23 protein-coding genes and 1 tRNA gene are annotated in these 17,753 nt (G+C 62.0%); 21 read left to right on the plus strand and 3 right to left on the minus strand.

Features of this window, described 5'->3' with window-relative positions:
- Nucleotides 1-148: 148 nt before the first annotated feature.
- The 21 genes from PCQ86_RS02945 (at nucleotide 149) to PCQ86_RS03045 (ending at nucleotide 13,751) form a co-directional block, all read left to right on the plus strand.
- A complete protein-coding gene (locus tag PCQ86_RS02945; protein WP_123674860.1) occupies nucleotides 149-1,882 on the plus strand; it encodes an ABC transporter substrate-binding protein in 1,734 nt (577 codons plus the stop codon).
- A 102-nt stretch (nucleotides 1,883-1,984) separates the two neighbouring features.
- Nucleotides 1,985-3,583, plus strand: coding sequence for a glycerol-3-phosphate dehydrogenase/oxidase (locus PCQ86_RS02950; RefSeq protein WP_270174834.1), 1,599 nt, complete (start codon nucleotides 1,985-1,987; stop codon nucleotides 3,581-3,583).
- A 191-nt stretch (nucleotides 3,584-3,774) separates the two neighbouring features.
- Nucleotides 3,775-4,143 carry a 50S ribosomal protein L14 gene (gene rplN / locus PCQ86_RS02955; protein ID WP_011803853.1) on the plus strand — a complete coding sequence of 123 codons (369 nt, stop codon included), beginning with the start codon at nucleotides 3,775-3,777 and terminating at the stop codon, nucleotides 4,141-4,143.
- 10 nt (nucleotides 4,144-4,153) lie between these two features.
- Nucleotides 4,154-4,474 carry a 50S ribosomal protein L24 gene (rplX, locus tag PCQ86_RS02960; RefSeq protein ID WP_011803854.1) on the plus strand — a complete coding sequence of 107 codons (321 nt, stop codon included), beginning with the start codon at nucleotides 4,154-4,156 and terminating at the stop codon, nucleotides 4,472-4,474.
- A 9-nt stretch (nucleotides 4,475-4,483) separates the two neighbouring features.
- The gene (gene rplE, locus PCQ86_RS02965) at nucleotides 4,484-5,023 is read left to right on the plus strand and encodes a 50S ribosomal protein L5 (RefSeq protein ID WP_103738498.1); all 540 of its coding nucleotides are present in this window, start codon (nucleotides 4,484-4,486) and stop codon (nucleotides 5,021-5,023) included.
- Nucleotides 5,024-5,032: 9 nt separating this feature from the next.
- Nucleotides 5,033-5,338, plus strand: a complete 306-nt coding sequence (rpsN, locus tag PCQ86_RS02970; RefSeq protein ID WP_011803856.1) for a 30S ribosomal protein S14 — start codon at nucleotides 5,033-5,035, stop codon at nucleotides 5,336-5,338.
- A gap of 20 nt (nucleotides 5,339-5,358) precedes the next feature.
- Entirely contained in the window at nucleotides 5,359-5,754 is a 396-nt protein-coding gene (gene rpsH / locus PCQ86_RS02975) for a 30S ribosomal protein S8 (RefSeq protein WP_011803857.1), read from the plus strand.
- 24 nt (nucleotides 5,755-5,778) lie between these two features.
- Nucleotides 5,779-6,312, plus strand: a complete 534-nt coding sequence (gene rplF, locus PCQ86_RS02980) for a 50S ribosomal protein L6 (protein WP_011803858.1) — start codon at nucleotides 5,779-5,781, stop codon at nucleotides 6,310-6,312.
- A gap of 11 nt (nucleotides 6,313-6,323) precedes the next feature.
- On the plus strand, nucleotides 6,324-6,689 hold the full coding sequence (rplR, locus tag PCQ86_RS02985) for a 50S ribosomal protein L18 (protein WP_011803859.1): 366 nt from the start codon (nucleotides 6,324-6,326) through the stop codon (nucleotides 6,687-6,689).
- A gap of 17 nt (nucleotides 6,690-6,706) precedes the next feature.
- Complete coding sequence (rpsE, locus tag PCQ86_RS02990) at nucleotides 6,707-7,228, plus strand: 30S ribosomal protein S5 (protein ID WP_011803860.1); 522 nt, start codon at nucleotides 6,707-6,709, stop codon at nucleotides 7,226-7,228.
- A 14-nt stretch (nucleotides 7,229-7,242) separates the two neighbouring features.
- Complete coding sequence (gene rpmD / locus PCQ86_RS02995) at nucleotides 7,243-7,425, plus strand: 50S ribosomal protein L30 (protein WP_012655443.1); 183 nt, start codon at nucleotides 7,243-7,245, stop codon at nucleotides 7,423-7,425.
- Between the two features lie 10 nt (nucleotides 7,426-7,435).
- The gene (gene rplO, locus PCQ86_RS03000; RefSeq protein WP_011803862.1) at nucleotides 7,436-7,867 is read left to right on the plus strand and encodes a 50S ribosomal protein L15; all 432 of its coding nucleotides are present in this window, start codon (nucleotides 7,436-7,438) and stop codon (nucleotides 7,865-7,867) included.
- A 23-nt stretch (nucleotides 7,868-7,890) separates the two neighbouring features.
- Nucleotides 7,891-9,210, plus strand: a complete 1,320-nt coding sequence (gene secY, locus PCQ86_RS03005; RefSeq protein ID WP_011803863.1) for a preprotein translocase subunit SecY — start codon at nucleotides 7,891-7,893, stop codon at nucleotides 9,208-9,210.
- Nucleotides 9,211-9,354: 144 nt separating this feature from the next.
- Nucleotides 9,355-9,468, plus strand: coding sequence for a 50S ribosomal protein L36 (gene rpmJ / locus PCQ86_RS03010; RefSeq protein ID WP_003050535.1), 114 nt, complete (start codon nucleotides 9,355-9,357; stop codon nucleotides 9,466-9,468).
- Between the two features lie 23 nt (nucleotides 9,469-9,491).
- The gene (rpsM, locus tag PCQ86_RS03015; RefSeq protein ID WP_011803864.1) at nucleotides 9,492-9,857 is read left to right on the plus strand and encodes a 30S ribosomal protein S13; all 366 of its coding nucleotides are present in this window, start codon (nucleotides 9,492-9,494) and stop codon (nucleotides 9,855-9,857) included.
- A gap of 17 nt (nucleotides 9,858-9,874) precedes the next feature.
- Nucleotides 9,875-10,279, plus strand: coding sequence for a 30S ribosomal protein S11 (gene rpsK / locus PCQ86_RS03020; RefSeq protein ID WP_011803865.1), 405 nt, complete (start codon nucleotides 9,875-9,877; stop codon nucleotides 10,277-10,279).
- Between the two features lie 88 nt (nucleotides 10,280-10,367).
- On the plus strand, nucleotides 10,368-10,991 hold the full coding sequence (gene rpsD, locus PCQ86_RS03025; protein WP_012655444.1) for a 30S ribosomal protein S4: 624 nt from the start codon (nucleotides 10,368-10,370) through the stop codon (nucleotides 10,989-10,991).
- Between the two features lie 111 nt (nucleotides 10,992-11,102).
- Complete coding sequence (locus PCQ86_RS03030; RefSeq protein WP_011803867.1) at nucleotides 11,103-12,095, plus strand: DNA-directed RNA polymerase subunit alpha; 993 nt, start codon at nucleotides 11,103-11,105, stop codon at nucleotides 12,093-12,095.
- Nucleotides 12,096-12,184: 89 nt separating this feature from the next.
- Complete coding sequence (rplQ, locus tag PCQ86_RS03035) at nucleotides 12,185-12,574, plus strand: 50S ribosomal protein L17 (protein ID WP_270174835.1); 390 nt, start codon at nucleotides 12,185-12,187, stop codon at nucleotides 12,572-12,574.
- 24 nt (nucleotides 12,575-12,598) lie between these two features.
- A tRNA-Met gene (locus tag PCQ86_RS03040) sits at nucleotides 12,599-12,675 on the plus strand.
- A gap of 110 nt (nucleotides 12,676-12,785) precedes the next feature.
- Nucleotides 12,786-13,751: an IS1595 family transposase gene (locus PCQ86_RS03045; RefSeq protein WP_235575184.1), complete on the plus strand. Its 966-nt coding sequence runs from the start codon at nucleotides 12,786-12,788 to the stop codon at nucleotides 13,749-13,751.
- Nucleotides 13,752-13,870: 119 nt separating this feature from the next.
- On the opposite strand, the gene PCQ86_RS03050 is transcribed toward PCQ86_RS03045, so the two are convergent.
- The 3 genes from PCQ86_RS03050 to PCQ86_RS03060 are packed head-to-tail and all read right to left on the minus strand — an operon-like array spanning nucleotide 13,871 to nucleotide 17,732.
- Nucleotides 13,871-15,211, minus strand: coding sequence for a UDP-glucose dehydrogenase family protein (locus tag PCQ86_RS03050; protein ID WP_123674862.1), 1,341 nt, complete (start codon nucleotides 15,209-15,211; stop codon nucleotides 13,871-13,873).
- Nucleotides 15,208-16,218, minus strand: coding sequence for an NAD-dependent epimerase (locus PCQ86_RS03055; RefSeq protein ID WP_270174836.1), 1,011 nt, complete (start codon nucleotides 16,216-16,218; stop codon nucleotides 15,208-15,210). Before PCQ86_RS03055 ends, PCQ86_RS03050 begins: the two co-directional genes overlap by 4 nt.
- Nucleotides 16,215-17,732, minus strand: coding sequence for an ArnT family glycosyltransferase (locus PCQ86_RS03060; RefSeq protein ID WP_011803871.1), 1,518 nt, complete (start codon nucleotides 17,730-17,732; stop codon nucleotides 16,215-16,217). The genes PCQ86_RS03055 and PCQ86_RS03060 overlap by 4 nt, the downstream gene beginning before the upstream one ends.
- Nucleotides 17,733-17,753: the final 21 nt, after the last annotated feature.

Here is a 17,753-nt window from a genome sequence, read left to right on the forward strand (position 1 = left end):
ATTTACGGGGATTTGAGATAGAAAACTATCTAAAAACCAATAACAACAAGCGCCAGTAGCTCACATTTTTATAAAAGGGGCCAGCCGACTCTCCCCCGGCACCGGCGCCCATCCAACCCCCGGGGAGCGTTCTTGTGAGGAGACAGCAATGAAGATGCAGTTCAAGGCGATCGCGTTTGCCGCCGCGGCGCTGGCGCTGGGGCAGGCAGCCTGGGCCGGCGAGGCCGAGGCCAAGAAGTGGATCGACAGCGAGTTCCAGCCCTCCACGCTGAGCAAAGACCAGCAGATGGCCGAGATGAAGTGGTTCATCGACGCGGCCAAGAAGCTGCAGGCCAAGGGCGTGAAGGAGATCGCGGTGGTCTCCGAGACCATCACCACCCACGAGTACGAATCCAAGACCCTGGCCAAGGCGTTCAGCGAGATCACGGGCATCCAGGTCAAGCACGACCTGATCCAAGAGGGCGACGTGGTCGAGAAGCTGCAGACCTCCATGCAGTCGGGCAAGTCCATCTATGACGGCTGGATCAGCGACTCCGACCTCATCGGCACCCACTACCGCTACGGCAAGATCCTGAACCTGTCCGACTACATGGCCGGCCCGGGCAAGGACTACACCAACCCCGGCCTGGACCTGCAGGACTTCATCGGCACCAAGTTCACCACCGCCCCGGACGGCAAGCTGTACCAGCTGCCCGACCAGCAGTTCGCCAACCTGTACTGGTTCCGCGCCGACCTGTTCGACCGCAAGGACTTGAAGGACAAGTTCAAGGCCAAGTACGGCTACGACCTGGGCGTGCCGCTGAACTGGAGCGCCTATGAGGACATCGCCGAGTTCTTCACCAACGATGTGAAGAACATCGACGGCAAGCCGATCTACGGCCACATGGACTACGGCAAGAAGGACCCGTCGCTGGGCTGGCGCTTCACCGACGCCTGGCTGTCCATGGCCGGCAGCGCCGACATCGGTACGCCCAACGGCCTGCCCATCGACGAATGGGGCATCCGCGTGGCCGACGACAAGTGCACCCCCGTGGGCGCCAGCGTGGCCCGTGGCGGCGCCACCAACTCGCCGGCCGCCGTCTACGCGCTCACCAAGTACGTGGACTGGATGAAGAAGTACGCGCCCAAGGAAGCCATGGGCATGACCTTCGGCGAGGCCGGCCCCGTGCCCGCCCAGGGCCAGATCGCGCAGCAGATCTTCTGGTACACCGCCTTCACCGCCGACATGACCAAACCCGGCCTGCCCGTGGTCAACGCCGACGGCACGCCCAAGTGGCGCATGGCCCCCGGCCCCAACGGCCCGTACTGGAAGCAGGGCATGCAAAACGGCTACCAGGACGTGGGCAGCTGGACCTTCTTCAAGGACCACAACCCCGACCGCCTGGCCGCCGCGTGGCTCTACGCCCAGTTCGTGACGGCCAAGAGCACGTCGCTGAAGAAGACCGTCGTCGGCCTGACGCCGATCCGCGAGTCCGACATCCGCTCCAAGGCCATGACCGACATGGCGCCCAAGCTGGGCGGCCTGGTCGAGTTCTACCGCAGCCCGGCGCGCGTGGCCTGGTCGCCCACCGGCACCAACGTGCCCGACTACCCCAAGCTGGCGCAGCTGTGGTGGAAGAACGTGGCCCAGGCCGTCACGGGCGAGAAGACCCCGCAGGCCGCCATGGACACACTGGCCGACGAGATGGACCAGGTGATGGCCCGCCTGCAGCGCGCCGGCATGGAGCGCTGCGCGCCCAAGCTGAACGCCAAGGGTGACCCGGCCAAGTGGCTGAGCGACCAGCACGCGCCATGGAAGAAGCTCGCCAATGAGAAGCCCAAGGGCGAAACCATCAACTACAACACCCTGCTGCAGGCCTGGAAGGACGGCAAGGTGCGTTGATGCCGCAGCGGATGGGCCCTTTGCCGGGCCCATCCCCGCGGATCCGGTCACAATTCAGGGTAAACCCTGATTTTTCCGCCAGGGTTACGGACCATTCCCCTTATGACTAGCGACACCTCCACCCCTTTGGCAACCGTACGGGCCGACCTGCTGGCCCGCCTGGCTCAACCCGTGACCTACGACCTTGCGGTCGTCGGAGGTGGGGCGACGGGCCTGGGGGTGGCGCTGGATGCGGCGGCGCGCGGCTTTTCCGTCGTGCTGCTGGAATCGCACGACTTCGCCAAGGGCACCTCCTCGCGTGCCACCAAGCTGGTGCACGGCGGCGTGCGCTACCTCGCTCAGGGCAACATCGCCCTGGTGCGCGAGGCGCTGCACGAGCGCACCACGCTGTTGCGCAACGCCCCCCACCTGGCGCAGCCGTTGGCATTCGTCATGCCTTCTTACAAGGTGTGGGAAACGCCGTTCTACGGCATGGGCCTGAAGATGTACGACGCCCTGGCCGGCAAGGCTGGCCTGGGGCCTACCGAATTCCTTGGGCGCATGGAGACCCTGCGCTGCCTGCCCACGGCCATGGCCGACGGGCTCAAGGGCGGCGTGAAGTATTGGGACGGGCAGTTCGACGACGCCAGACTGGCCCTGGCCCTGGCGCGTACCGCCGCGCAGCGGGGGGCCCTGCTGCTCAACTACTGCCCCGTGGACGACCTGTTGTACGACGGGGGGAAGGTGGCGGGCGTGGTTTGCCAGGATGCCGAGACCGGGCGGCGCTACGAGGTGCGTGCGCGCTGCGTGGTCAACGCCACCGGCGTGTGGGTGGATGCCCTGCGCCAGCGCGATGGCGATGTGAGCGGCCAGCCCGCCAAGCCCATGGTGGCGCCCAGCCAGGGGGTGCACATCGTGGTGGACCGCGAGTTCTTGCCCTCCGATCATGCGCTGATGGTGCCCAAGACGGCCGACGGGCGGGTGCTGTTTGCGGTGCCCTGGCTGGGCAAGGTGATTTTGGGCACGACCGACAGCCCACGCCAGGATCTGGCGCGCGAGCCCCAGGCCATGCGGGAGGAAGTGGCCTTCATCCTGGGGGAATCGGCGCGCTACCTGCGGCGTGCCCCCCAGGCGAGCGATGTGCGCAGCATCTGGGTGGGCCTGCGTCCCTTGGTCAAGCCCTCGGACGAAGACGCCGCCGCCACCAAGAGTATCAGCCGGGAACACACTGTGTTGGCCAGCCGCAGCGGGCTGGTCACCGTGACTGGCGGCAAGTGGACCACCTACCGCGCCATGGCCGAGGATGTACTGCTCAAGTGCATGGACGAACACCTGCTGCCGCGCCGCCCGGGCGGGATCACCGTTGCGCTGCCCCTGGTAGGAGCCGGTGCCACCCGGGAGCGCCAGGGAATGAACGCGCCCCAGGGTCTGCATTCCTACGGTGACGAGGCCGCACGGGTGCAAGCCCTTCCGGGTTCGCAGGTGCAACTGGCCGAAGGGCTCAGCGAGGCCATGGTGCGCTTTGCCGCGCGCCATGAGTACGCACGCACCGTGGAGGACGTGCTCGCACGGCGCTCGCGCGTGCTGTTTCTCGATGCGCGCCTGGCGGCCGCGCTGGCGCCGCGCGTGGCGGACATCCTGCGCGAGGAAATCCCCGGCCAGGACCCGCAGCTGCCCGCGTTCCTAGAGTTGGCCGCACACTACGCCACGGTGCCGGCATAAAAAGCGCTTGACGCCCGGTTTTAAGTTTGCGATACTGCCGGGCTTCGCGTTAAGTGCGCGAGGTTTCTGCCCAGCGGGAAGCGCCGCAAATGGTTTGCGGCGTGGACGACGGGCCCAAGACTGACTGGCAGGTCGGCCGCCTTGAAAGGCTTCGGGGCATTCGACCGCTGGTGCAAGTTGGGAATATTGAAATGATCCAAACAGAATCTCGGTTAGACGTTGCCGACAATACCGGCGCGAAGTCCGTCCTGTGCATCAAGGTGCTGGGCGGTTCCAAGCGTCGCTATGCCAGCGTTGGCGACATCATCAAGGTGAGCGTGAAGGAAGCTGCTCCGCGTGGCCGCGTCAAGAAGGGCGAGGTCTACAGCGCAGTGGTTGTGCGTACGGCGAAGGGTATCCGCCGCGGCGACGGTTCGCTCGTGAAGTTCGACGGCAATGCAGCAGTGTTGCTCAATTCCAAGCTGGAGCCCATTGGCACCCGCATCTTCGGCCCCGTGACGCGTGAACTGCGTACCGAGCGCTTCATGAAGATCGTGTCCCTGGCTCCCGAAGTTCTCTGAAGGACGCGCCATGAACAAGATCCGCAAGGGCGACGAAGTCATCGTGCTCACCGGGCGCGACAAGGGTAAGCGCGGCACGGTGTCGCTGCGCAAGGATGACTCTCATCTGGTCATCGAAGGCATTAACCTGGTCAAGAAGCATGTCAAGCCGAACCCCATGAAGGGTACGACTGGCGGCATCGTGGAAAAGGCCATGCCCATCCACCAATCCAACGTGGCCATTTTCAATGCCGCTACCGGCAAGGCTGACCGCGTGGGCATCAAGGTGCAGGCCGACGGCACGCGTGTTCGCGTGTTCAAGTCCAGCGGCGCCGAAATCAAGGCTGCCTAAGGAGTCCACATGGCACGACTGCAAGAAATCTACCGCGACAAGATCGCCCCCGAACTGGTCAAGCAGTTCGGTTACACCTCGCCCATGCAGGTTCCCCGTCTGACCAAGATCACGCTCAACATGGGCGTGAGCGAGGCCGTGGCGGACAAGAAGATCATGGACAACGCCGTGGCGGACCTGACCAAGATCGCAGGTCAGAAGCCCGTGGTGACCAAGGCCAAGAAGGCTATCGCCGGTTTCAAGATCCGCGAAGGCCAGGCCATTGGTTGCATGGTGACGCTGCGCGGTGCGCGGATGTACGAATTCCTGGATCGCTTCGTGACGATCGCGCTGCCCCGCGTGCGCGACTTCCGTGGTATCTCCGGTCGCGCATTCGACGGCCGTGGCAACTACAACATCGGCGTCAAAGAGCAGATCATTTTCCCTGAGATCGAGTACGACAAGGTGGATGCCTTGCGCGGCCTCAATATCAGCATCACCACGACGGCCAAGACCGACGAAGAAGCCAAGGCGCTTCTCACGGCTTTCCGTTTCCCGTTCAAGAACTAAAGGCAGCGTATGGCTAAAGTAGCTTTGATCCAGCGCGAACTGAAGCGCGAAAAACTGGCCGCCAAGTACGCCGCCAAGTACGCGGAACTGAAGGCGATTGCCGGCGATGCCAAGCGCAGCGACGAAGAGCGCGAAGCGGCCCGTCTGGGCCTGCAGAAACTGCCTCGCAACGCCAACCCCACGCGCCAGCGTAACCGCTGCGAAATCACCGGTCGTCCCCGTGGCACTTTCCGTCAATTCGGTCTGGGTCGCGCAAAGATCCGTGAACTGGCATTTGCCGGTGACATCCCCGGTGTCACCAAGGCCAGCTGGTAAGCAGGCAGGAGAGATACAACATGAGCATGAGTGATCCCATCGCTGACTTGCTGACCCGCATCCGCAACGCACAAATGGTGTCCAAGGCCACCGTGTCAGTGCCTTCTTCCAAAGTGAAGGTTGCCATCGCCCAGGTGCTGAAGGACGAGGGTTATATCGACGGCTTCGAAGTGAAGTCCGAGAGCGGCAAGACTGAACTCGAAATCACCCTGAAGTACTACGCCGGTCGCCCGGTGATCGAGCGCATCGAGCGCGTGAGCCGTCCCGGCCTGCGCGTGTACAAGGGCTGTGGTTCCATTCCGCAAGTCATGAACGGCCTGGGCGTGGCAATTGTCACGACGCCCAAGGGTGTGATGACCGACCGCAAGGCGCGCGCTACCGGTGTCGGTGGCGAGGTGCTTTGCTACGTCGCTTAACGTGGCATTGAGGAGAAGACTGAAATGTCCCGTGTAGGTAAATCCCCGGTAAGCATCCCCGCAGGCGTGGATGTGTCCATCAAGGACGACCAGATCAGTGTCAAGGGTGCTGGTGGCGTGCTGTCGCTGGCGCAGAACGCGCTGGTGAAGGTGTCTAACAACGAAGGCAAGCTGAGCTTTGAGCCGGTCAACGACTCGCGTGAAGCCAATGCCATGAGCGGCACCGTGCGCCAGTTAGTGAACAACATGGTGGTCGGTGTGAGCAAGGGCTTTGAGAAGAAGTTGACGCTGATTGGCGTGGGCTTCAAGGCAGCAGCCTCCGGCAACAAGCTGAACCTGGCAATCGGTTTTTCGCATCCCGTGAACTTCGAGATGCCCACCGGCATCACCGTTGCCACGCCGACGCCCACCGAAATCGTGATCAAGGGTGCTGACCGCCAAGTGGTGGGCCAGCTGGCCGCCGAGATCCGTGCCGTTCGTCCGCCCGAGCCCTATAAGGGCAAGGGTATCCGCTACGCGGACGAAAAAGTCACGATCAAAGAGACCAAGAAGAAGTAAGGAGCTGCAGCATGTTGACCAAAAAAGAGCAGCGTCTTCGTCGTGCCCGCCAGACCCGCATCCGCATTGCCCAGCAAGGTGTCGCGCGTCTGACGGTCAATCGTACGAATCTCCATATCTACGCCAGTGTGATCTCCGGCGATGGCAGCAAGGTGCTGGCCAGCGCATCCACGGCCGAAGCCGATGTGCGCAAGTCGCTCGGTGGCTCGGGCAAGGGTGGCAACGCCGCTGCAGCCCAGATCATCGGCAAGCGCATCGCCGAGAAGGCGAAGGCGGCCGGTGTCGAGAAGGTTGCATTTGATCGTGCAGGTTTTGCATACCACGGCCGCGTGAAGGCCCTGGCCGATGCAGCCCGTGAAGCCGGCCTGCAGTTCTAAGCGGAGCGGAATACAAAATGGCTAAATTTCAACCCAAGGTACAGAGCGAAGGTCAGGACGACGGTCTGCGCGAAAAAATGATCGCGGTCAACCGCGTGACCAAAGTCGTGAAGGGTGGCCGCATTCTGGGCTTCGCTGCGCTGACGGTGGTTGGCGATGGTGACGGCCGCGTGGGCATGGGCAAGGGCAAGTCCAAGGAAGTGCCCGCCGCCGTGCAAAAGGCCATGGAAGAGGCACGTCGCAACATGGTGAAGGTGTCGCTGAAGAACGGCACCATTCACCACAACGTGACGGGCCACCACGGCGCAGCCGTGGTGATGATGGCCCCGGCCCCCAAGGGTACCGGCATCATCGCTGGCGGCCCGATGCGCGCCGTGTTCGAGGTGATGGGCATTACCGATATCGTGGCCAAGAGCCACGGTTCGTCCAACCCTTACAACATGGTTCGCGCCACGTTTGACGCCCTGACCAATTCCACTACGCCGGCCGAAGTGGCCGCTAAGCGCGGTAAGACGGTCGAAGACCTCTTCGCTGCCTGATAGGGAGGCGTGCAATGACAACGCAACAAACCATCAAGATTCAACTGGTGCGCAGCCCGATTGGCACCAAAGAATCGCACCGCGCTACCGTTCGTGGCCTGGGTCTTCGCAAGCTCAACAGCATCAGCGAACTCAAGGACACGCCTGAAGTGCGCGGCATGATTAACAAGATCAGCTATCTGGTCAAAGTCCTCTGAGAGGTTGATGATGGAACTCAATAGCATCAAGCCCGCAGATGGTGCCAAGCACGCCGCGCGCCGCGTTGGTCGCGGCATTGGTTCCGGCCTGGGCAAGACCGCTGGCCGTGGCCACAAGGGACAAAAGTCCCGCTCCGGGGGGTACCACAAGGTGGGCTTCGAAGGCGGTCAAATGCCTTTGCAGCGCCGTCTGCCCAAGCGCGGCTTCAAATCGCACCTGCTGAAGTTCAATGCGGAAATCTCCTTGACCGCCCTGGAAAACCTGGGGTTGGCTGAGGTGGATGTGCTGGCGTTGAAGAACGCAGGACTGGTGGGCGAGCTGGCCAAGGTGGTCAAGGTGATCAAGAGTGGCGAGATTTCCAAGGCTGTGAAGCTGTCGGGAATCACCGCAACTGCTGGCGCCAAGGCTGCCATCGAAGCGGCCGGCGGTAGCCTGGCCTGATCTGGTTCTGACGAAAGGCATCTGTGGCTACTAACGCAGCTCAACTGGCAAAAACCGGTAAGTTTGGCGATCTACGCCGGCGTCTGGTCTTTCTGCTGCTCGCGTTGGTTGTGTACCGCATCGGCGCGCACATTCCCGTTCCTGGGATTGACCCGGCGCAGCTGCAGCAGTTGTTCAGTGGCCAGCAGGGCGGCATTCTCAACCTTTTCAATATGTTTTCGGGTGGAGCGCTCTCGCGCTTCACGGTCTTCGCGCTGGGGATCATGCCGTACATCTCGGCATCGATCATCATGCAGCTGATGACCTATGTGGTGCCCACATTCGAGCAGTTGAAGAAGGAAGGGGAGGCCGGGCGCCGCAAGATCACGCAGTACACCCGTTATGGAACGTTGGGCTTGGCGATTTTCCAATCGCTGGGTATCGCGGTGGCTCTGGAGAGCTCCGCAGGTCTCGTGTTGAGTCCGGGCTTCGGCTTCCGGCTCACGGCAGTGGTCAGCCTGACCGCCGGCACGATGTTCCTGATGTGGCTGGGTGAACAGATCACCGAGCGCGGCCTGGGCAACGGTATTTCGATCCTGATCTTTGCCGGTATCGCCGCGGGTCTGCCCAGTTCTATCGGTGGTCTGTTGGAGCTGGTGCGCACGGGGGCGATGAGCATCCTGGCAGCCATCTTCATCGTGATCGTCGTGGGGCTGGTGACGTACTTCGTCGTCTTCGTCGAACGTGGTCAGCGCAAGATACTGGTGAACTATGCGCGGCGCCAGGTGGGCAACAAGGTCTATGGTGGGCAATCCTCCCATCTGCCTTTGAAGCTCAACATGGCAGGTGTGATTCCTCCAATCTTTGCGTCGTCCATCATCCTGCTGCCTGCAACCATTGTGAATTGGTTCAGCGCGGGAGAGTCGATGCGGTGGTTGCGTGATATTTCTGCGGCACTGACGCCCGGCCAGCCGGTCTATGTGATGTTCTACGCCGCGGCGATCATCTTCTTCTGTTTCTTCTACACGGCTCTGGTTTTCAACAGCCGCGAAACGGCAGACAACCTGAAGAAGAGCGGAGCATTCATTCCAGGCATCCGCCCGGGTGAACATACCGCGCGCTACATCGACAAGATCCTGGTGCGGCTGACGCTGGCCGGGGCTGTTTACATCACATTCGTGTGTTTGCTGCCCGAGTTCCTGATCCTGAAGTACAACGTGCCGTTCTATTTTGGTGGTACGTCGTTGCTGATCATCGTTGTCGTGACGATGGACTTCATGGCTCAGGTACAGAACTACATGATGTCGCAGCAGTACGAGTCGCTGCTGAAGAAGGCTAACTTCAAGACGACATTAGGTACCTGATGTCCGTGTGCCTTTGGCGAATGCGCTATAGTCGCGGGTTCGCCAAGAAGCAACGGCTTATTGATGCCCTTCGATCCATCGCGGGCACTTATTTTGTGTTCCGCGCACTGGGCCGGAACGATTGGACAAGTTTAGGAGAATGCAATGAGGGTTTCGGCTTCGGTCAAGAAAATTTGCCGTAACTGCAAAATCATCCGCCGTAAGGGCGTTGTGCGCGTGATCTGCACGGATCAGCGCCATAAGCAGCGCCAAGGTTGATTGGGAAGTATTAGAGGACGAACATGGCACGTATTGCTGGTATCAATATCCCGCCCCATCAGCACACCGAGATTGGCCTGACGGCTATCTACGGGATCGGGCGTACCCGTGCTCGCAAGATTTGCGAGGCATGCGGAATTGCTTATTCCAAGAAGGTCAAGGAATTGACCGATGCCGATCTGGAGAAGATTCGCGACCAGATCGCTCAGTTCACCATCGAAGGTGACCTGCGCCGTGAGACCACGATGAACATCAAGCGACTGATGGACATTGGTTGCTATCGCGGTTTCCGTCATCGTCGCGGTCTGCCGATGCGTGGTCAGCGCACGCGCACCAACGCACGCACCCGCAAGGGCCCGCGCAAGGGTGCAGCGGCACTGAAGAAGTAAGATTCTGAAAGATCACTATGGCTAAATCTCCTGCCAATAATGCCGCGCAACGTGTGCGCAAGAAGGTTCGCAAGAACATTTCGGACGGCATCGCCCACGTGCACGCCTCCTTCAACAACACGATCATTACGATCACCGATCGCCAAGGCAATGCTCTGTCCTGGGCGTCTTCTGGTGGCCAGGGCTTCAAGGGTTCGCGCAAGTCAACTCCTTTTGCTGCTCAGGTGGCATCGGAAGTGGCCGGTCGCGCAGCCATTGAGCAAGGCATCAAGAACCTCGATGTCGAAATCAAGGGTCCCGGTCCTGGCCGCGAATCCTCGGTGCGCGCGCTGGGCGCTCTCGGCATCCGCATCACCTCCATCTCGGATGTGACGCCTGTGCCCCACAACGGTTGCCGTCCCCAGAAACGCCGCCGTATTTAATTGGTTTCATAAGCCCACCGCCACCGATCGCCTGGCGCGATGGTGGCTCCCGCAGTCCGCTGCGGCAGTCGATTCAAGGATATAAAAAGTGGCACGTTATCTCGGCCCCAAGGCCAAACTCTCCCGCCGCGAAGGCACCGACCTGTTCCTGAAGAGCGCACGCCGCTCTATCGCGGACAAGGCCAAGTTTGATTCGAAGCCAGGCCAGCATGGCCGTACTTCCGGTGCGCGTACGTCAGACTATGGTCTGCAACTGCGCGAAAAGCAGAAAGTCAAGCGCATGTATGGCGTGCTGGAAAAGCAGTTCCGCCGCTATTTCGAGGCCGCTGAACGCCTCAAGGGCAATACGGGCGCTAATTTGCTCGGCCTGCTCGAGTGCCGCCTGGATAACGTGGTTTACCGCATGGGCTTCGGCTCTACCCGTGCCGAAGCGCGTCAGCTCGTGTCCCACAAGGCCATCACGGTGAATGGTCAAAGCGTCAACATCGCATCCTATCTGGTCAAGGCCGGCGACGTGGTTGCGGTACGCGAAAAATCCAAGAAGCAGGCACGTATTGTTGAAGCTTTGCAATTGGCGCAGCAGGTGGGCATGCCCGTTTGGGTCGAAGTGAATGCCGACAAGGTAGAAGGTACCTTCAAGAAGGTCCCGGATCGCGATGAGTTCGGTGCAGACATCAACGAATCCCTGATCGTTGAGTTGTACTCGCGTTAAACCATAGCCTTAAGTTAGCCGAAATCGTCCCTGAACCGCGAGGCATCGCGGTTTAGGCGCTTCACCAGCCTTACCGGTGTAACGAGCTGGGGGTATTGAGAGGAAGTCTGCATGCAAACCAATTTGCTGAAACCCAAGGCAATCAATGTCGAGCAACTTGGCCCCAACCGTGCCAAGGTGGCGTTGGAGCCTTTTGAGCGCGGTTACGGGCACACGCTGGGCAATGCCATTCGCCGTGTACTGCTCTCTTCCATGGTGGGTTACGCAGCAACGGAGGTGACGATTGCCGGTGTCTTGCACGAATACTCGTCCATTGACGGCGTTCAGGAGGATGTGGTCAACATCCTGCTGAACCTCAAGGGGGTGGTGTTCAAGCTGCACAACCGTGACGAAGTCACGCTGAGCCTGCGCAAGGATGGCGAAGGCGTCGTCACGGCGCGCGACATCCAGACGCCGCACGACGTTGAAATCGTGAACCCCGAGCACGTCATTGCCACGCTGTCTGCGGGCGGCAAGCTGGACATGCAGATCAAGGTGGAGAAGGGCCGCGGCTACGTGCCCGGCAACCTGCGCCGCTACGCGGACGAGGCGACGAAGTCCATTGGCCGTATCGTGCTGGATGCTTCCTTCTCGCCGGTGAAACGCGTGAGCTATACCGTCGAGAGCGCGCGTGTGGAACAGCGCACGGACCTGGACAAGCTCGTCGTCGAGATCGAAACCAACGGCGCTATTACTGCCGAGGACGCGGTCCGCGCTTCCGCCAAGATTCTGGTGGAACAACTGGCAGTGTTCGCGCAGCTGGAAGGCGGTGAGTTGGCAGCTTTCGATGCGCCGGCAAGCTCTCGCGGCGCTGCGACCTTCGATCCGATCCTGCTGCGTCCTGTGGACGAACTGGAACTCACCGTCCGCTCCGCCAACTGCCTCAAGGCAGAGAACATCTATTACATCGGTGATCTGATTCAGCGAACCGAGAATGAACTGCTGAAGACGCCGAACCTGGGTCGCAAGTCGCTCAACGAGATCAAGGAAGTGCTCGCTTCGCGCGGCCTGACCCTCGGTATGAAGCTCGAGAACTGGCCTCCGGCAGGGCTCGACAAGCGTTAAGTTATAATTTTGGGCTCTTTGAAAAGAGCCAGTGCCTCGGGCAGTACCTGATACGGCTGCCCGATTTAATTACATCAAAGGAAAGCACCATGCGCCACGGACACGGCCTCCGTAAACTCAATCGCACCAGCTCGCACCGCCTCGCGATGCTGCAGAACATGATGAACTCGCTCATCGAGCACGAGGCCATCAAGACCACGTTGCCCAAGGCCAAGGAACTGCGCCGCGTGATCGAACCCATGATCACCCTGGCCAAGGAAGATTCCGTTGCGAATCGCCGCCTGGCTTTCAATCGCCTGCGTGATCGTGACAGCGTGACGAAGCTGTTCAACGACCTGGGTCCGCGTTTCAAGACGCGCCCCGGCGGCTACACCCGTATTTTGAAGATGGGTTTCCGGGTGGGCGACAACGCGCCTATGGCGTATGTCGAACTGGTGGATCGTGCTGAGATGCCTGAAGTTTCCTCCACGGAAGCTTAAATATAGGTTATAATTTCTGTCTACCGCGCGATGGAGCAGTCTGGTAGCTCGTTGGGCTCATAACCCAAAGGTCGGAGGTTCAAATCCTTCTCGCGCAACCAAATTCTGGCAGTCAAAAAAAAAGGCCCACTTCGGTGGGCCTTTTTGTTTTGGCGCTGTTCGCGTTACGTATTGATTTCGTCCATACTGTTGACCAGCAAGGGAGGCAGTGATGCGACTCGACCACTTCCAGCGCGTTCTAGGCAAGATAGGAAACATGACCCTTGACCAGCTCAAAGAGTTGGCTCAGGCCATTGAACAACGACAAGCGGCCCTGGAGTCCTTCCGTGCGCTGGACGAGGCTCGCGGCCTCGTATGCTGCCGCCACTGCGGCAGTCTCTCGGTCGTCAAAAACGGTCGAGCTCATGGGTTACAGCGGTATCTCTGCCGCGATTGCAACCGCACATCCGGCGTAACAACGAATACGCCCTTGGCTCGCCTGCGTCGCAAGGAACGGCTGGCCGCTAATGCCGCCTGCATGGCGTCTGGAATGACGGTTCGCGATACCGCTGCCGACACCGGTGTGGCGGTCTCCACCGCCTTCCGGTGGCGCCATCGCTTCCTTACTGCCGTCGTTCCGCAGCAGCCCAAGGCTCTGGAGGGCTTATTGGAGGTGGACGAGACCTACTTTTTGCACTCCCGCAAAGGCGAGCGGAATCTACCGCGCGAAGCCCGCAAGCGCGGGGGCAAAGCATCAAAGCGGGGACTCTCCAAGGAGCAGGTTCCCGTCCTCATAGCCCGGGCCCGTGGCCAGCAGCACACAGCTGACCGGGTTATGCCTGCCATGAACGGCAAAGAACTGGTGGCCACGCTCCGACCGCTGGTGCGTCCTGACACCGTAGTGTGTTCCGACGGTAACTCGGCCTATTACGCGCTGCCGCGCGAACTGGGCGTCACGCTGAAGATGTTCAGCGCGTCCAAGCATGGCTCACCACAGAACCCCTCATTCCACGTCCAGACTGTCAACGGCTATCACTCACGCCTCAAGGGCTGGCTGAATTGCGAGTTGCGTGGCGTCGCCACCAAGTACCTGCCCAACTATTTGGCCTGGCAGCGGCTCCTGACATGGTTCAAAGACGGGATTTTGCCTGCGCAGTTCATCGCATCGGCCCTTGGTCGACAGCTCATCAATACTTAACGCGAACAGCGCCTTTGTTTTTGTTCAGGCTGCTCCGCGTCTTGAATCTGCGGTGCGCGGGACCCGAGGGCGGACGGAAACGGCCCTCTGTTGTCTTAGGTCCCCAACGTGGTTGTGTTTCAGGACCTGCCGACGGCTGGCGCGCGTCCTATCGATACGTACCCGAGGCCGAAGCGCGTAATGGTCTCGGGGTCATAGAGGTTACGCCCGTCAAAGACCATACGGTCGTGGAGCGCATGGGCCATCTGCGCAAAGTCGGGCACGCGGAAGATTTTCCATTCCGTCACAATGGCCAACGCGTCCGCTCCTTCCAATGCCTCGGTGGGACTGCCGCACAGCACCAGGTCGTCACGCTCTCCAAAAATGCGCCGGGCCTCGTCCATGGCGGCAGGGTCGTGGGCGCGCACCTGGGCGCCTGCCGCCCAGAGGCTCTGCAGGAGGTAACGGCTGGGCGCTTCGCGCATGTCATCGGTTTCCGGCTTGAAGGCCAGCCCCCAGACCGCGATGGTCTTGCCGCGCAGGTTGCCGCCGTAGTGCGCAATGATGCGCCGCGCCAGCAACTGCCGCTGCGCGTCATTGCGGCTTTCGACCGCCAGCAGCAGATCGGGGGTGAAGCCAATGGACTGGGCCGTGTGGATGAGGGCCTTGACGTCCTTGGGAAAGCAGCTCCCGCCGTAACCCACGCCGGGATAGATGAAGTGGTAGCCAATGCGCGGGTCACTTCCGAGCCCGCGGCGCACGTCTTCGATGTCCGCACCCAGTTGCTCGGCCAGGTTGGCCATTTCATTGATGAAGCTGATCTTGGTGGCCAGCATGGCGTTGGCGGCGTACTTCGTCAGTTCGGCGCTGCGCACATCCATCATCACGATGCGGTCGTGGTTGCGATTGAAAGGCGCATACAGCTCGCGCAACTGGCGCTCGGCCTGGGGTGCGCGTGTACCGATGACGATGCGGTCGGGCCGCTTGCAATCGGCGACGGCAGCGCCTTCCTTGAGGAATTCGGGGTTGGACACCACCTCGAATGCCAAGGCCACGCCCCGCGTCTCCAGCACCTTGCGTACGGTATCGGCGACCTTGTCGGCCGTGCCTACGGGGACGGTGGATTTATTGACGATGGTCTTCGGCTCGGTCATGTGGGTCGCGATGGTGCGCGCGACGGCCAACACATGTTGCAGGTCGGCGCTGCCGTCCTCATCGGGCGGGGTGCCGACGGCGAGAAAGATCAGCTCCCCATGGGCCACGCCCTGAGCGGCGTCAGTAGTGAAGCGCAGGCGGCCTGCCGCCTGGTTGGCCTGCACCAGGGGCTCCAGCCCCGGCTCGTGGATGGGGATATGGCCTGCCTGCAGCGCGGCCACCTTGGCGGCATCGACGTCCACGCAGATCACATCGTGGCCGACGTCGGCCAGCACTGCACCCTGCACCAGGCCGACATAGCCGGTGCCAAAAACCGTAACTTTCATGATGGGTAGAAGTCCTTGTACCAGTGGACGAAGCGCGCCACGCCGTCCCGCACGGGCGTATGGGGGGCAAAGCCGACCCAGGAAGCCAGCGCCGACATGTCGGCCGCCGTGCTGTGCATGTCGCCGGGCTGTAGTGGAAGCATGCGCTTGAGGGCGACCATCCCCAGCGCCTCCTCCAGTGCATGGATGTAGTCCATGAGCAGCGTAGGAGCGCTGTTGCCGATATTGAAGATACGGTAGGGCGCGAGGCCCGTGCCGGGCGACGGCGACAGTGGATCGAATGCGGCGTCGGGTGTGGCGGGCTTGTCGAGTACGCGTAATACGCCCTCGACGATGTCGTCGATGTAGGTGAAGTCACGCACCAACTGACCTTCGCCGTAGACGTCGATCGTCTCGCCCGCAAGCATGGCACGGGTGAACTTGAAGAGCGCCATGTCGGGCCGCCCCCATGGCCCATACACCGTGAAAAACCGCAGGCCCGTGGTCGGAATGCCGTACAGGTGCGCGTAGGCATGCGCCATGACCTCATTGGCCTTCTTGGTCGCCGCGTAGTAGCTGACGGGATGGTCCACCGCGTCGCGCTCGGAGAACGGCAACTTCGCGTTGCCTCCGTACACGCTGGAGCTGCTGGCAAACACCAGGTGCTCCACCTGCTGTGCGCGGCAGCCCTGCAGGATGTTGCCGAAGCCCAGGAGATTGGAGTCGGTGTAATCGTCGGGTTGGTCGATGGAGTAGCGCACGCCGGCCTGTGCCGCCAGATGCAACACCCGATGGGGACGGACCCGCGCAAACAGCGCATGCATGGCGTCGCGGTCGGCGACATCGATCTGCTCGAAAGTGAAGTCGCTCTGACAGCGCAAGCGGTCCAGGCGCGCGTGCTTCAGGCCGACGTCATAGTAGGCATTGAGGTTATCGATGCCCACCACCCGTTCGCCGCGCTCCAGCAGCCGCTGCACGCAATGCATGCCGATGAAGCCGGCGCAGCCGGTGACCAGGGTGACGCTCATGGTTGTGTGCCGCGTGGGCTCCAGATGTATTCGTAATGGGCCAGGGGTGTGCCCGCGCGCACCATGTGGAAGGGCAGGTGGATGGACTGCAGCGCACGCGGTGCGATGCGGGCCTGGGCCTGATCCCACCAGCTCGACGGAACGTAGTCGGTGCGTGAAATCAAGAGCAGGCCTTGCCCCCGCTGCACGCTGCGGCGCAAATGGTCCGCGACGCAGGTCGGGATCTCGTCTTCGCCCGGCGCACAGGCGTCCACCAGTGCGTCGGGAAAGCGCACCCGCAGCATGCCGGCCAGCATATGGTCGGATGCGACGATGGGGCTGGTGCCGTCATAGCCCGCGGCGCGCAGGGCGTCCGCCAGTTCGATGGACGGGTGGTTCAGCTCATCCACCTCGCCGCGCAGCCCGCTGAACCAGGGGCGTATGCCGGCAGCGACCAGCAGGATGACGGCCATCGTGGCCACGGCGATCGTGTAGCGCCGTGCACGGGGATGGTGTTGCAATTCGGGCCGCGCAGAGAAGGCGGCCAGGGGTGCCATACACAGCAGTGGAAGTATCCAGCGGCCCTTGAAGTTGCTCACGCCTGCAAACACCACCATGCCGGCCAGCGCCAGCAACACCAGGCCCAGGTAGCGCACGAACACGCGGTGCATCGGCGGCGACACCGGCGCCAGCGGCCGCTGCCACCAGGCCGAACGGAAAGCCCACAACGCGAACAGCGCCCACAGCAGCAGCGTGCTGGGGACCACGCCCTCCAGCAGCCTCAGCAGGCCCTTGACCAGCCCGTTTTCAGGCTGGATGTTCATCTTGCTGATGGTGCCGGACGTCGCCTCGGTGAGGTGCGACAGCAGCCATGCCACATGCGGCAGCACGACCAGCAGGCCCACCAGGGGCGCCCACCACCAGCCGCGCGACAGCAGCGCGCGGCGCGCCTCGGGTACCGACAGTGCCGCCAGCAGCATGGCGCCCGCCACCAGCGCGAAGCTGTACTTGGCCAGCATGCCGAAGCCGCACACCAGCCCCAGCAAGGCAAAGTCCAGCGGCCGGGGGCGCCGCACGATGCGCAGCAGCAGCCACCACGCGCCACAGGCCATCGCCGTGACGAGGATGGTATGGGTCTGGTCGCGGACCGAATACCAGCCCAGCGCGGGCATCAGCACCATGCTCGCCGACGCCCAGAAGGCCCCCCGCTCGTCCAGCAGTTCCCGCCCGGCCAGGTACATGAGCGAATACGTCAGTGCCAGCAGCCCATGCTTGAGCAGCGACAGTGCCAGCACGCTCGGGCCGAACACCTGGTTCATCGCCCATTGCAGCCAGGTGTACAGCGGCGGCTGCGGGCCGTAGCCCAGTGCCAGCTCCTGGGTCCACAGAATCTGCTCGGCCTCATCCCACTTCAGCGCGGGCGAAGCGAGCAGGCGCATGGCCACGTGCGCCAGCGAGATGGCCGCGAACCAGAACAGCGGGTGGGTCCAGGGAAGGCGGGACGAAAGCGCGCGGGGCGCGGTGGAGGCGGTCATGGGGCAAGGGGAAAGTAGCGC

It is taken from the genome of Diaphorobacter sp. ED-3 (genome assembly GCF_027625375.1).
Taxonomy (GTDB): domain Bacteria; phylum Pseudomonadota; class Gammaproteobacteria; order Burkholderiales; family Burkholderiaceae_C; genus Diaphorobacter; species Diaphorobacter nitroreducens.

What these genes read in the sequence shown, in the direction of transcription:
- PCQ86_RS03055 (WP_270174836.1), bottom strand. Translation starts at nt 16,218, where the DNA reads ATGAGCGTCACCCTGGTCACCGGCTGCGCCGGCTTCATCGGCATGCAT.
- PCQ86_RS02945 (WP_123674860.1), top strand. Translation starts at nt 149, where the DNA reads ATGAAGATGCAGTTCAAGGCGATCGCGTTTGCCGCCGCGGCGCTGGCG.
- rplR (WP_011803859.1), top strand. Translation starts at nt 6,324, where the DNA reads ATGTTGACCAAAAAAGAGCAGCGTCTTCGTCGTGCCCGCCAGACCCGC.
- PCQ86_RS03045 (WP_235575184.1), top strand. Translation starts at nt 12,786, where the DNA reads ATGCGACTCGACCACTTCCAGCGCGTTCTAGGCAAGATAGGAAACATG.
- PCQ86_RS03060 (WP_011803871.1), bottom strand. Translation starts at nt 17,732, where the DNA reads ATGACCGCCTCCACCGCGCCCCGCGCGCTTTCGTCCCGCCTTCCCTGG.
- PCQ86_RS03050 (WP_123674862.1), bottom strand. Translation starts at nt 15,211, where the DNA reads ATGAAAGTTACGGTTTTTGGCACCGGCTATGTCGGCCTGGTGCAGGGT.
- rpsK (WP_011803865.1), top strand. Translation starts at nt 9,875, where the DNA reads ATGGCTAAATCTCCTGCCAATAATGCCGCGCAACGTGTGCGCAAGAAG.
- rpsM (WP_011803864.1), top strand. Translation starts at nt 9,492, where the DNA reads ATGGCACGTATTGCTGGTATCAATATCCCGCCCCATCAGCACACCGAG.
- rplN (WP_011803853.1), top strand. Translation starts at nt 3,775, where the DNA reads ATGATCCAAACAGAATCTCGGTTAGACGTTGCCGACAATACCGGCGCG.
- rpmJ (WP_003050535.1), top strand. Translation starts at nt 9,355, where the DNA reads ATGAGGGTTTCGGCTTCGGTCAAGAAAATTTGCCGTAACTGCAAAATC.
- rplE (WP_103738498.1), top strand. Translation starts at nt 4,484, where the DNA reads ATGGCACGACTGCAAGAAATCTACCGCGACAAGATCGCCCCCGAACTG.
- rplX (WP_011803854.1), top strand. Translation starts at nt 4,154, where the DNA reads ATGAACAAGATCCGCAAGGGCGACGAAGTCATCGTGCTCACCGGGCGC.
- rplF (WP_011803858.1), top strand. Translation starts at nt 5,779, where the DNA reads ATGTCCCGTGTAGGTAAATCCCCGGTAAGCATCCCCGCAGGCGTGGAT.
- rpsN (WP_011803856.1), top strand. Translation starts at nt 5,033, where the DNA reads ATGGCTAAAGTAGCTTTGATCCAGCGCGAACTGAAGCGCGAAAAACTG.
- rpsH (WP_011803857.1), top strand. Translation starts at nt 5,359, where the DNA reads ATGAGCATGAGTGATCCCATCGCTGACTTGCTGACCCGCATCCGCAAC.
- rpsE (WP_011803860.1), top strand. Translation starts at nt 6,707, where the DNA reads ATGGCTAAATTTCAACCCAAGGTACAGAGCGAAGGTCAGGACGACGGT.
- rplO (WP_011803862.1), top strand. Translation starts at nt 7,436, where the DNA reads ATGGAACTCAATAGCATCAAGCCCGCAGATGGTGCCAAGCACGCCGCG.
- PCQ86_RS02950 (WP_270174834.1), top strand. Translation starts at nt 1,985, where the DNA reads ATGACTAGCGACACCTCCACCCCTTTGGCAACCGTACGGGCCGACCTG.
- rpmD (WP_012655443.1), top strand. Translation starts at nt 7,243, where the DNA reads ATGACAACGCAACAAACCATCAAGATTCAACTGGTGCGCAGCCCGATT.
- PCQ86_RS03030 (WP_011803867.1), top strand. Translation starts at nt 11,103, where the DNA reads ATGCAAACCAATTTGCTGAAACCCAAGGCAATCAATGTCGAGCAACTT.
- rplQ (WP_270174835.1), top strand. Translation starts at nt 12,185, where the DNA reads ATGCGCCACGGACACGGCCTCCGTAAACTCAATCGCACCAGCTCGCAC.